At 42.5% G+C, this 12,569-nt stretch carries 11 protein-coding genes; 7 read left to right on the forward strand and 4 right to left on the reverse strand.

All coding sequences use genetic code 11. The features are described 5' to 3' along the window. Window positions 1-57: 57 nt before the first annotated feature. Window positions 58-618: an RNA polymerase sigma factor gene (locus G5B00_RS01525; protein ID WP_163871477.1), complete on the reverse strand. Its 561-nt coding sequence runs from the start codon at window positions 616-618 to the stop codon at window positions 58-60. 248 nt (window positions 619-866) lie between these two features. Between G5B00_RS01525 and G5B00_RS01530 the strand changes: the two genes are divergently transcribed. From G5B00_RS01530 to G5B00_RS01560, 7 genes are all read left to right on the forward strand, one after another. Next, the gene (locus tag G5B00_RS01530) at window positions 867-1,478 is read left to right on the forward strand and encodes a fumarylacetoacetate hydrolase family protein (RefSeq protein ID WP_163871478.1); all 612 of its coding nucleotides are present in this window, start codon (window positions 867-869) and stop codon (window positions 1,476-1,478) included. A gap of 18 nt (window positions 1,479-1,496) precedes the next feature. Continuing rightward, window positions 1,497-3,215: a M23 family metallopeptidase gene (locus G5B00_RS01535; RefSeq protein WP_163871479.1), complete on the forward strand. Its 1,719-nt coding sequence runs from the start codon at window positions 1,497-1,499 to the stop codon at window positions 3,213-3,215. 86 nt (window positions 3,216-3,301) lie between these two features. After that, entirely contained in the window at window positions 3,302-3,664 is a 363-nt protein-coding gene (locus tag G5B00_RS01540; RefSeq protein ID WP_163871480.1) for a four helix bundle protein, read from the forward strand. A 37-nt stretch (window positions 3,665-3,701) separates the two neighbouring features. After that, window positions 3,702-4,160 (forward strand): thioredoxin-dependent thiol peroxidase, encoded by a 459-nt coding sequence (bcp, locus tag G5B00_RS01545; RefSeq protein ID WP_163871481.1) that lies wholly within the window; start codon window positions 3,702-3,704, stop codon window positions 4,158-4,160. A gap of 307 nt (window positions 4,161-4,467) precedes the next feature. Beyond that, on the forward strand, window positions 4,468-5,688 hold the full coding sequence (locus tag G5B00_RS01550) for an OmpP1/FadL family transporter (RefSeq protein ID WP_163871482.1): 1,221 nt from the start codon (window positions 4,468-4,470) through the stop codon (window positions 5,686-5,688). Between the two features lie 5 nt (window positions 5,689-5,693). After that, a complete protein-coding gene (locus G5B00_RS01555) occupies window positions 5,694-7,028 on the forward strand; it encodes an SGNH/GDSL hydrolase family protein (RefSeq protein ID WP_163871483.1) in 1,335 nt (444 codons plus the stop codon). Window positions 7,029-7,213: 185 nt separating this feature from the next. Next, window positions 7,214-7,630: an OsmC family protein gene (locus G5B00_RS01560; protein ID WP_163871484.1), complete on the forward strand. Its 417-nt coding sequence runs from the start codon at window positions 7,214-7,216 to the stop codon at window positions 7,628-7,630. Window positions 7,631-7,689: 59 nt separating this feature from the next. On the opposite strand, the gene G5B00_RS01565 is transcribed toward G5B00_RS01560, so the two are convergent. From G5B00_RS01565 to G5B00_RS01575, 3 genes are all read right to left on the reverse strand, one after another. After that, entirely contained in the window at window positions 7,690-9,021 is a 1,332-nt protein-coding gene (locus G5B00_RS01565; RefSeq protein ID WP_163871485.1) for a metallophosphoesterase family protein, read from the reverse strand. A 186-nt stretch (window positions 9,022-9,207) separates the two neighbouring features. Continuing rightward, window positions 9,208-10,566 (reverse strand): DUF4959 domain-containing protein, encoded by a 1,359-nt coding sequence (locus G5B00_RS01570; RefSeq protein WP_163871486.1) that lies wholly within the window; start codon window positions 10,564-10,566, stop codon window positions 9,208-9,210. Between the two features lie 20 nt (window positions 10,567-10,586). Further along, window positions 10,587-12,569 (reverse strand): RagB/SusD family nutrient uptake outer membrane protein, encoded by a 1,983-nt coding sequence (locus G5B00_RS01575; protein ID WP_205966246.1) that lies wholly within the window; start codon window positions 12,567-12,569, stop codon window positions 10,587-10,589.

The following is a 12,569-nucleotide window of genomic DNA, read 5'->3' on the forward strand; positions in this document are numbered from 1 at the left end:
AAAAATAAACGGGAATTAGACACTTTGTCTACGGCGAGTACAAGACTTTTCTAAGGTTTAGAACAAATAAAATGCGATCACCGCAATAGAAATATGAGGATAATATTTCCTTAAATAAGATTTTACAGACTTGGACATCTGCGTCATATAGCGTTCCAATGTCTTAATATTGACATTAAATTTTTCTGCAACTTCCTTATAGGGTGTACCATAAAGTTTTATCTCGTAGAACATGTCACGTTTTGCTTCGTCATAACTGCATAAAGCTTTTTTGGTAACCTCCAGTAGATCCTGGTAATCGATCATTTCCTGTAGCGATCTATCCTCCTCCAACCGATCAGCAAAAGAAGCCTCGCGCTGTATCTTCCGGTACTTGTCAATCCATAAATTTCGGGATACCACTTTCAGAAATTTCATTCTAGACGCATCGTGCTCAAAATTGTCCCACGACAACCATAGCTTGGTAAAGGCTTCCTGCGCCAAATCTCCGGCAGTTTCGTCGTCTACCCCCACAAACACTAATGTCAACCTTACCTTTGAAAAGTTCTTCTTATAAAAGCCTTCGAATTCCGTTTTTGGCTTTAAAGACACGACTTTATTTTCCCTGGTATTTTCCATTAGATTCTCAACTTTACGGCTTTTCAACACAAAATAATCTTTGCCATATGAATATACCGTAAACAATTGGTTAACTTATCGGCACAATGATACTACTTTATGCCGATATTTCAAAAAAGAAGAAAAAAAGCAAAGGAGCAAAGAATAAAGACTAGTTATAAGCCCTTGTTCCTTGCTCCTTTATCATTACTCTTCTTTGTAAAGACAGACACATTTAGTAAGTTTGCTTCACACGATAATTTACGACCATGAAGATAATAGCCGTAGGCCGCAACTATATCAATCACGCAAAAGAACTCCATAATCCTGTCCCCGAAAAGCCCGTCATCTTTCTCAAACCCGATACAGCCGTATTGAAGGACAACAAGGATTTTTACTATCCTGATTTTTCCAAAGACGTCCACTACGAAGTGGAGGTCGTACTGCGTATCGCCAACGAAGGGAAGCATGTGTCCAAGAAATTTGCACATAGATATTATGATGCTATTGGATTGGGCATAGATTTTACTGCCCGCGATATCCAAAACCAACATAAAGAAAAAAGGCTACCTTGGGAGCTTGCCAAGGCCTTTGACCACTCAGCTGTCATCAGTCCACTTATTGCCAAAGAAGAATTTGAAGATATACAAAACCTGTCCTTCTCCTTGCAAAAGAATGGGGAAACCGTACAGAAAGGTAATACGAAAGATGTCATTTTCAGCTTTGACGATCTCATCGTATTTATCTCACAGTACATCACCCTGCGCAAAGGCGATTTGATCTATACCGGAACACCCGAAGGGGTAGGGCCTGTACAGATCGGTGATAAATTGGAAGGTTTTTTGCAAGAAAAACAAATGTTCACATGTTATGTTAAGTGATGAATATTTTTTAGTACAATGAAAAAACAACTTTTAGCTTTCTGTTTGGGACTATCTACCCTAATTACTCACGCCCAAAACAAGGCTATCATCACATCACGTGACTATCCACAAGGCTATTTCCGCAATCCGTTGAACATCGCTCCTGATGCTTCCGGCACTTTCGGCGAACTGAGGAGCACTCATTTTCATGCTGGAGACGATTACCGCACGCAACAGAAAGTCGGACTGCCGCTACATGCTGCCGCAGAGGGATTTGTTTCACGTGTGCGTGTACAGATCGGTGGAGGAGGCAATTCGGTATATATCGATCATCCCAATGGCTATACGACAGTATATCTACATATGGACAAATTCAACGATGCCTTAACGAATATCGTACGTGCGGAGCAATACAAACTCAAACGCTTCGATGTAGACATCACGCTTCCTACAGGTCAGGTCAAACTGACCAAAGGGCAATACATCGGCAATGCCGGAAATACGGGAGGTTCGGCAGGTCCGCATCTACACTTCGAGATACGGGACACCAAGACACAACGTCCGCTCAATCCACAGCTTTTTGGCCTACGCTTTACAGACAATTTTGCGCCGACGATCAATGGTATCACTGTTTATGATCTCAACGACAGGATCTTCAACGAGCATACACCTCGTCGCCATCCGCAGGTCAAGGCCATTCGCACCGGCCATTACGCACTCGCGAGCAGTGCCCCCATACCTGTCAATGGTAAATTCGGCCTCGGTATCAACACCATAGACCGGCACCGCGCAGGTGGTTTTCGAAATGGCGTATATTCCATCGAATTGTTTCTCGATGGCCATGTCATATCCACTGTAGTATTTGAGGAACTGGACTTCAACACCAGCCGTGCTATCCATTCCTATATAGACTATGCCTATTGGAAACAGTCAAAAGCCAAAGTGCAAAAAAGCTTCAAAGATCCGGGTAATCCCATAGAGATATTCAAGCACTTGGAGCATGAGGGTATTATCGAATTGAAAGATAATGCCGTACACGAGATCAAATATGTGGTTAAGGATGTAAAGGGAAATTGCAGTGAATTGAATTTCAAGGTACAGAACAGCAATGGTTACCAACCAAAAAGCAACCCTATCAGAGGTGAACAGTTTGCTTACGACAGAGCCAACTCTTTTTCCGCATCACATGTGAAGGTGGATATGCCTGCCGGAGTACTGTACAGCGATCTGGATTTCGTCTACCAGCCGAGTGCTCCCATTGCCATGGGCTTTTCGCACGTACACCACATTGGCAACAACCTTACCCCCTTGTTTACCACATATAACCTCCGTATCAAACCAACACACCTCCCCGCACATCTTGAAAGCAAGGCGCTGATTGCTTCGGTAGAATCCGGATCGGAAGGTGGGAAGTTTGAAAATGGGTGGGTGACGGTCAATACACGCAACCTGGGTTCATTCTATGTGGCCGTAGATACCATACCTCCAACCATCACCGCACGGAACCTGACCAACGGCAAGAATGTAGCCGCTCAGTCTAAGATAGATTTTACCATTTCGGACAATTTTTCGGGCATACAGTCTTTCAATGGATATATTGATGACAAATGGGTACTGATGGAATACGATTCCAAAAATCGTCATCTGTGGCATAGATTTGATAAAGATCTCGCCAAGGGATCCCACAAATTCCGTTTGGTAGTCAAGGATTGGAAAGACAACGAACGGGTTTACGAAACATCTTTTGTTAGATGAGTGGTAAGTGATAAGTAGTAAGTGGTAAGTTTTTATGCATATATAAAATTTTAGTAGATTAGTAACTTAACTAAAGCTAACGAGTTATGAAAATACTGAAATTTGAAGACCTTATTGCTTGGCAAAAAGCCCAAGATATAGCTGTGGATGTATATATGTCATTCACAGAATTAAAAGATTGGAGTTTTAAAGATCAAATATACCGTGCCGTGGTCTCTATTTCCAACAACATAGCTGAAGGATTTGACAGACAAAGTAAAAAAGAATTTGTTAGGTTTCTGTATATTTCGCTAGGTTCTAATAGTGAAGTGAAATCAATGATTTATTTAGCGCAAAGATTAAATTATCTAAACAAAATCAATGCAGATATGCTTATTGAACAAAGTAGAGAAGTATCTAAAATCATTCGGGGTCTGATTAAATCATTGCAACCGCCTAACAACGATTAACCTGATACTTACAACTGATAACTTACCACTTAATACTATGACACTACAAACAGGCGACAAAGCGCCAGCAATCACCGCAAAGAACCAACATGGAGAAATCGTAAAATTATCGGATTTCAAAGGCAAAAAAGTCATCCTATATTTCTACCCTAAAGACAATACACCGGGATGTACCACTGAGGCCTGCAATTTTCGGGACAATTACCAAAGCTTACTGAATGATGGTTTTGAAGTGATCGGCGTGAGTATCGATAGCGAACAATCTCACCAAAAATTTATCGCTAAATTCGAGCTTCCCTTTACACTATTGGCCGACGATGACCAAAAGATCGTCAACGACTATGGAGTTTGGGTCGAAAAAAATATGTACGGCAAAAAGTATATGGGCACGGCACGAACTACTTTTGTCATTGATGAAAATGGCATTATCCAGCATATCATCAAGAAAGTGAACAACAAAAATGCGGCACAGCAGATCAGGGAGCTGTATACGTAATCTGAAAAACCTACCGGAGCGATGATAATCCCGGTATGTGCCTATGGATACACGACAGATTACCCATGGTGAGCTCACTTTGTGTTTTTTGTCGTGTCTCCCTGTCTACTCATTTCCCGCAGTCTCCTCTTTTATGTTTACTTCGTTTCCTTTGAATGTCACTTGTCCTTTATCGGGTCACTATTTATTTAAGGAGTAAGCTAACAAATAACACTCTCCGTATTCGAAATATATGTTAAAAAGTATTTTTTTTAAAACAAAAAATACTATGTCAGCATTATATATTCAAGCACTAACTAACAATGCTATGAAAAGAATTCTATTCTCCATTTTATTGGCGGGCCCCTCACTTCTTTTTGGTCAAGGCTCGCAAGTCAATACACAAGGTATAAAAGCGTTGGGGATGTCTGGTGCAGGCTCAGCTTTATTCGTGGATGAGAGCAGTATATTTTACAATCCAGGTGCTCTATCCAAGATGGAAGGCAATGCTGTTTCCGTAGGAGGGTCTGCTGTAATGTATCGTTCCGCTTTTCGGGAAACGGGCAGCGCGGACACTTACCATACCAAATTCCAGATCTCCCCTCCTTTTTCCCTATTTACTACTTTTGGCCCTAAAGAATCTTGGTGGAAAGCAGGATTAGGCGTATACACGCCCTTTGGCGGTGCGGTAGATTGGGGAACCGAATGGCCGGGAAGGTACGAGCTCAATAGCCTTCAGCTACGTGCGATTTATATCCAACCTACTTTAAGTTTCAAGCTGACCGACCAGTTTAGTGTCGGTGGTGGATTTGTATATAACATTGGGTTGGTGGATTTGTCGAGATCCCTGCCTGTATTCTTTGCCGACGGATCACCGGGACAGGCACAGCTATCCGGTACAGGTACGGGCATGGGGTTCAATCTGGGGGCTCACTACCATCTGGATAATGAAGTTGCTATCTCGCTGAGCTATCGATCCAAAGTCGTCACCAAACTGAAAGACGGCGACGCTAAATTTACCGTACCGACATCCGTTGCGGCCTCATTCCCAAATACGACATTTGACGCAGAACTTCCTTTGCCCGCATCTTTTAATCTTGGTATAAGCTTCCCATTAAGTCCAAAAGTAGATATAGCCGTGGATGGTACTTTTATCGGATACGATGTGTACAAAAGTCTTGACTTCGACTACAAGGACAATACACCGGTCCTGCAAGATACTCATCAACCAAAAAAATATGAAAATGCTTTTTCCGGAAAAATAGGGATAAATTACAAAACAGGTGATCATCTCGCCTTAAGAGCAGGTGGAGGCTATGTGTACACACCTGTGAACGGCCCTTACGTTTCGCCCGAAACACCGGACAATAACCGGATAATGGGCTCAGCAGGTTTCACATACAATATTTCGGACAAATGGGACATTACCGGTGCGTATGTTTTTCAAAGAATACAGGCTCGCACCGTCACAAGTGCTACTTCCGGTCTCAGAGGGGCTTATAAGACAAACATCCATGCTCCAGGTCTATCATTAACTTATAAATGGTAACTATCATGAAAAAATCAAATACAGAAATCAGCTTTTTCTTAAGTTTATTCGTATCTATATTATCCGTATCCTCTTGTGCGCCAGATTTTGACGACTTTGATCAAAATTCATCAGGTCAATCGCAAGTAGATTTTTCCAAATATATAGCCGTAGGTAATTCGTTGACGGCAGGTTTTGCAGATGGGGGCCTCTATCTCGAAGGACAGCAGGCAGCTTTTCCCAATATCATTGCGGCACAGTTGAAGTCTGTCGGAGGAGGAGAGTTCATGAGTCCTTTTTTCGCAGAGGAACAGTCCAACGGTTCCGGATATATCCGGCTGAAAGGCTTCGTAAATGATCTTCCGGTTACCGAGAATGTTACGGACAAGCTGGCAATAAGAGGAATGTCCCCTACTCAACGTCCACTCTACACAAAATATACAAATGAGATACAAAATCTCGGTGTACCCGGCATGCGGCTGGACATGGCCTTTGTCGCCGGTGTAGGTAGTGTGTACGGCAATTCTTATTTTGAGCGCCTGCTTACGGATGATAAAACAGAGACAGAGACATATTTTAATTTTGCCACAACCAAGGGGCACACATTTTTTAGCTTTTGGCTAGGAAACAACGATGTACTCGGATATGCGACCAATGGAGCCTATCATGATCCCAATGACCCTACCACTGCATTGACAGAAGCAGGATTATTTGCCAATTTATACACCAATTTTATCGAGGCATTGACTGCCGGAGAACGAAAAGGAGTCGTGGCCACCATTCCCGATGTCACGGTAGTACCTTACTTTAATACGGTAACTACTGCCCGCCTGGAGGCAGGGGTAAGTGCTGCTACGCAAGGCCAGTTTTCTAAAATATACATCACGACCAGCAATGGCGTACGGATGGCAACTGATGAAGACTTGTTTCCTCTGACCTTTCCTGCGGACACATTGGGCAAGGCCGTAATCTTTGGCAATCCGGCCACGGCGGGCTATGGTCTGATCGAACAAAATCCGCTACATGACAAGTTTGTATTGGACAGAGATGAAGTCATGGAAATCACCACACATATCGAGACCTTGAACAATACAATCAAATCCGTCGCCGAAAACAAAGAGCTTGCACTTGCAGATGCACATGACTACCTGCATCTGGTCAAAAATGGGCTTACTTTGAGTGGAATAGACATCAGTGCTTCCTACATCACGGGGAATGTATTTTCACTGGATGGTATACACCTTACACCCATGGGAAATGCCATTATGGCCAATCTGTTCATCGATGCCATCAACTTAAAATATAGCACCAATATACCACGCGTGGATATCACCAAGTACAGGGCGGTGATTTTGCCGTAGCCTATAGAAAATATGTTGTAAAACGTATATCACCTTTGTAAAAGTCGTTTCTCAGCGGCAGAGGAGAAGCGAGCTCGTGAGTTCACGAGCAGGCAAATCGATATGATTGCTTTTTTGATGAACTTGATTATAATTGCATATAAAAACAACTTTATCTAAGTTTGTACTTAATAAAAAAACCAAACATGAAAATAGCACTGAACAGAGTGAATCAAGCTGTACATTTTGAAGCTTCTAGCGAGCTCTCGAATGTCAAGGTAAACATCGATGGATCGGAATCCATTGGCGGTGAAGGCAAAGGGGTACGCCCTATGGAGCTGGTATTGATGGCACTTGGCTCATGCAGTGTATTTGATTTGACAACGATCCTGCAAAAGCAACGGCAGGAGATCGAAGATATCCATGTGGAGGTCGAAGGACAAAGACGGGAAGAAATACCCAACATCTTTACCAAGATCCATATCACCTTTTCTCTCAAAGGAAAGATCGATGAAATAAAAGTACAAAAAGCTGCTGAACTAGCCGTAAAAAAATATTGTTCTGTACACGATATGCTTTCCGCCGGCGGAGTGGATATTACGTATAGCATTAAGGTAAATTAGTTTTTATAACCTCAGCAGGTTAAAAAACTGCTGAGGTTAAGAATTTTCCTATATATCTATCACTGCTTTGTGACCGTCACCTCTTTACTGCTTTGCGCACCTGCATCTACACGTACATCAAGCACAGTGTATTCAGAAGTTTCGATGATTTGATATATAGTCCCTTCGGAGACTTTGTATTTTCCTTTTGCCATTACGAATCGTATATTACAGTTTGGCAAATCAATATCAAAATCATTGGTAATTCGAGCCTCATTGAATGTAGCCTGTCCCGTATTATCCCACTTAAAATCCAATGTTAGATTCATGATCAGCTCATCATAGGCCGCTGTAGGATTTTTACAAAACCTAAGTGGAGGTGAGTATTGAAAAGTATCGCTGTCGATCGTGAAAATACGAAAAAACCCTAATGTTTTCTTCCATTTGGCGATCTCTCCACTCCTGCATACAGCTCCGGGCCGAATATTGAGCGTAGGTGTCGATCCAACAAAACTCTGGTGTGGCCGATGATTATGCCCATTGAGCAATATGTGGATCTTATGCCTGTCGACAAAAGCAGTATCTACCCGGTCAGGTCTATGCTGTGCCATGATGCGTATTTTGCCATGTCCAGCCGTATGCAGAAAACTATCCAGCAACCTCCCTTGAAGTCCCGACATAGGTGCATGGTTGGGAATATCGATGACAGGATCACCCAAGTAATCGTCAGCTCCAATGATTCGCGTATCCAAATAAGAAAAACCATACACCCGCTTTCCCATCAGCCGATTCCATTGGGCGGCTTTCGCTGGATAATCATCCGATTTCGGTCCATAAAAATCATGATTGCCTGGGATAGAAAAAACCGGGGCATTAAAACCGTAAACACCGGAAAATCCATTCGCTCCCTCAAAATAGTTGTTGTATTTCTCCTCTGCCAATGGAGGGTTGTCAAAACCAGAACGCACAACTCCTCCCCACCCTAAAGAATCGGCATTAAAACGGGTATAATCATGGATAATATCACCTGTAACAATAATGTACTCTGGATGAATAATATTTGCCACTTCAATAAACCGATCGAGCAGTTCCAATTCTTTAGCATAACCTTGATCAGGGGACCCAACCCATTGCCTAGAAATATGTGGATCGCTTATATGGATAAAACGGTGCGGATTACGATAGGCTTTCAGCACTTTGACAGATCGCTTTGATATGTTTGTTTCATCGCCACTTTTAACAATCAGATCATACAGTTCTTCCGGTGTATCTTCCGGAATAGTGACCTGTATCTGCTGGTTGACTCCTACCTTCGTGAAAGTATCATATTCAAACCATCCCGTACTAACCCTATCGACCGACAAAATCACTCGGTTATAAGGGCCTTCCAAAATAATCGAATCAACAGACATACCAATTGTATTGTCATACAAGATATCTATTGCCTGCCCTATCGAAACGATCGCTGGACATGCCCTCCAAGGGTATACAATCTGGTTGGCGTTCACCAAAGGACACCACCAAATAAAACTTAAGCAAACAAAAATAAAACCTCTCATTTTTGATATGTATGATTACTACTGAATATCCGTCATTTTCTACTCATAAGATCCCCAAAACTGCAATTCACTCCATTGAATATAAGGAACATTATCTGTATTGTTCTTTTTGAGGACAAAGCGAATATAACGAAATGCTTTACCTGTCTTATCAGGATCGATATCAAAGCCAAATCCATCCATAACAAAAGCAATATCTTCGGCACTCTCGACCTGTGGCGCATTACCAGGTGTTCCGGAAGGGAATTTAATCTCGCAATCCGCAAGTTTTTCCCAGTCTTCTTTCCAGGCATCTGTACCGCCTGCTTCTGGCCACGAAGTCCAGTATTTGAGGTTATCTGCCTGGCTTCCATCACCGATCTCATTCGGTTTTTTAGGATTATTTGTACCCCAAACTTCAAATTCATACCATGACCATGCTGAATAAACAGGCGTACGGCCCCTTGTATAATATTTAAAACGACTGTATTTGGCTGGCACTCCTAAATCAAATGTCACATAATTGGGCGATGGATACGCCGATGAGCTTGCTCCCGGCACATATTGATTCATAGTAGGGGGTCTGAAATAAAAATAGGCCGAATTGTCCCAGGTATTTCCATCAAAAAGATTCCGGACACGCCCACGATACACAGATTGACTACCAGCATTTGCCTGAATAGGATCTCCCCTGTATATACTGTTATCATAATCATATAGATCCCACACATATCGGGTTCCTTCCATTCCCTTAATCTGTGTTTCAAACAAAGGAGTCAATACCGTATCCAATGGAGCAGCCACGTGATCCCAGCGGTCACTTAATTCAAAATAAAAAGGTTGTTCAACAGCCTCAAAATTCCGAAACGTATAACCGCCATTTTCAGCACTTGAATAATGTCGTTCGAAGAGTACCTTATCTCCGGATGCATCAAACGTGTACAACGAAACTGCTATCGGTTTTTTCAAAGTATTTTTCCATATAGCTCGTACCCCACTGAAAGTTTCCTGAGCGGTCAACGTCTGACGTATCAGAGATATCGGAGGTGTCAATGGTTGAATAGTCACCGAAACCGGCTGTGATAAATTGTTGCTTTTGTCTATAGCGTACAATTGGACGATATGTTCCTCCGTATTGGCATACCCTTCCAGGACAATCGAGTCTTTGAAAGCAGAAGCATAAACTTCCATAGGTTCCTCATTCTCACTGAAAGTGAAAACGGCTTTTGCACCTAACAAATCATTATCACTAGGCAGTCTATAATGGATTACTGCCCCTCCATTGGTATTTTTTACACGTATATCGGTAATTTCACCAGGAGGGATGTTATCTGCCGGATCACTCCAGTCCTTTATCTCTGAGCATCCCAAAAAGAATACAGACAAAAGCACCCCTATCACTAACCATAACTTTTTCATACTTATATATTTTTAATTTTTTAATTCCATCCTAGATTTTGAACTAATTTTCTGTTAGTAAGCAAAGTACTCTGCTTAATAGGCCACAAATAATCTCTTTTACGATAGGTCAAAGGATATATCTCTGTTTCCTGATAAAAATCTTCGGGTGTTTCTCCACGAATGTTCAAACCTCGTACGGGACGGTTCATATATATTTCTGCAAGTTTCCAACGTTTCAAGTCCCAAAAACGTGCCCCTTCAAAGGCCAGTTCATTCAGGCGTTCGCGTCGAATAATTTCCTGCATACCGACCTTTTGCAACGGTTTATTAGCATCAATCGCATAGTCGCTCCAACTTTCTACCACTCCTTTCAATCCGGTACGGGCCCTTACGATATCTACATAATAGTATACTTCTTCTGTGGGAGACGGAAGTGTTTCGTTCAATGCTTCGGCATACATCAGATAAAGGTCTGCCAAACGGATAATAGGAAAGGCATAGCGATGTGCGCTGAACGAGTTACTATTATCCGGTACCGCTGAACGGAAATGAAGCCATTTCTTACAGATATAACCCGTAGAAGGATACCGTTGCACGGGATTGGCCCCTCCACCGACTCTTCCTGCCATGAGATCAGTCACCCACATATTATCGTCGGAAGTAATCCTGCTATTGCCGTATAAAGTGCCACCATCAAACATAATGGAACCGTAAAAACGGGCTTCCCTATCAAAATGAAGCTGGATAGTACGGTGGTTCTCCCGGATATAATATTTATCATTTGCAGTAGCTGTTTTTATCTGCATCGGATCGACACCGACCCATTCTTTATCCTCTTCAATCGGCACCCCATTTTTGGTATAGAATTGTTCGACCACCTGCAGGGTCGGTGCAAAAGTCCGGTATAAACCTCCTCCATTTTGGTTCACAAAAAAGACCGGATGGCAGGCTCTTTGTAAAGCCAATGTATTGGTCTCGGAATCTCCCCAGATGATTTCTTCGTTCCATAGTTCAGTAGCTGCACCCCTGACCTGCATAGCAAGAATGGTCTTTTCATTTAGAAGTACGGCATTAGAAGGGTTCATTACGCTGAAATCATACAATTTATGCCCGGCTTCATGCGCAATGTCAATAGCCGCTTTGAGTGCTTCAGCTGCTTTTTGCCATTTTTCGGCGCTATAAGTCTGCGGGAAAAGCTCTATGTTGCGTTCGTCCGCAATACCGGCATAGTCCGTATTGCCATTGAACAACGGGCTTGCGGCCAATGTCAGTACCTGAGCCTTGACCGCCAGAGCGATAGCTTTAGTAGGACGTCCTATTTCGTTGGTTTGGTCTTCTATCTGAAGAGGTAAATCTTCTACCGCTTCATCCAGCAACGAAACGATATAACTCACCACTTCATCTACCGGCTCACGGTATCGTTGAGCTTCTTCTCCCTTTGCGCTGATAGGAAAGTTTTCCTTGATCAGAGGAATAGGTCCATACATTCGGAATAACCAAAAGTGATAGTAGGCTTTTAGAAATTTGACCTCTGCAATCCATCGCGCCCGTTCTTCATCATATAGATCATAAGGTATATGTATGTTTTCCAGAAAAATATTACAATCACTCAGTGCGGTAAACAAGGCGTTCCCGCCATTTAAACTATATGTATTTTGCTTGCTTGCCCAATAATTAGCCAACGGAGATTGGGTTCCCTGTGCCCCTCTGGCAATGTACCAGAGTCGCGGATCCATGCCTTCCACAGGATCTATATACCAGGTCTCGTCACCACCCAACAGTGCCGGATTGGAACCCGCATCAGCAAAACTAGGAAGAAAGCTGAAACAACCATACAGAAACCGCTCTGCCTGATAACGAGTCTTAAACGCATGGTCAACCGTAGGAACATTATCGGGAACTACATCCAAAAATTTACTACATGACATGACACCAAAGCACAATACATACAACAGGTACATGATGGCCCTATTCCGGACAGCACTTATTCCTGTATATTTTATATTGGTTGAATTTTTCAT

The organism is Parapedobacter sp. SGR-10, assembly GCF_011030405.1.
GTDB lineage: Bacteria > Bacteroidota > Bacteroidia > Sphingobacteriales > Sphingobacteriaceae > Sphingobacterium.

What these genes read in the sequence shown, in the direction of transcription:
- G5B00_RS01570 (WP_163871486.1), bottom strand. Translation starts at nt 10,566, where the DNA reads ATGAAAAAGTTATGGTTAGTGATAGGGGTGCTTTTGTCTGTATTCTTT.
- G5B00_RS01555 (WP_163871483.1), top strand. Translation starts at nt 5,694, where the DNA reads ATGAAAAAATCAAATACAGAAATCAGCTTTTTCTTAAGTTTATTCGTA.
- G5B00_RS01560 (WP_163871484.1), top strand. Translation starts at nt 7,214, where the DNA reads ATGAAAATAGCACTGAACAGAGTGAATCAAGCTGTACATTTTGAAGCT.
- G5B00_RS01535 (WP_163871479.1), top strand. Translation starts at nt 1,497, where the DNA reads ATGAAAAAACAACTTTTAGCTTTCTGTTTGGGACTATCTACCCTAATT.
- G5B00_RS01525 (WP_163871477.1), bottom strand. Translation starts at nt 618, where the DNA reads ATGGAAAATACCAGGGAAAATAAAGTCGTGTCTTTAAAGCCAAAAACG.
- G5B00_RS01540 (WP_163871480.1), top strand. Translation starts at nt 3,302, where the DNA reads ATGAAAATACTGAAATTTGAAGACCTTATTGCTTGGCAAAAAGCCCAA.
- G5B00_RS01575 (WP_205966246.1), bottom strand. Translation starts at nt 12,569, where the DNA reads ATGAAAAATTCAACCAATATAAAATATACAGGAATAAGTGCTGTCCGG.
- G5B00_RS01550 (WP_163871482.1), top strand. Translation starts at nt 4,468, where the DNA reads ATGAAAAGAATTCTATTCTCCATTTTATTGGCGGGCCCCTCACTTCTT.
- G5B00_RS01530 (WP_163871478.1), top strand. Translation starts at nt 867, where the DNA reads ATGAAGATAATAGCCGTAGGCCGCAACTATATCAATCACGCAAAAGAA.
- bcp (WP_163871481.1), top strand. Translation starts at nt 3,702, where the DNA reads ATGACACTACAAACAGGCGACAAAGCGCCAGCAATCACCGCAAAGAAC.
- G5B00_RS01565 (WP_163871485.1), bottom strand. Translation starts at nt 9,021, where the DNA reads ATGTCTGTTGATTCGATTATTTTGGAAGGCCCTTATAACCGAGTGATT.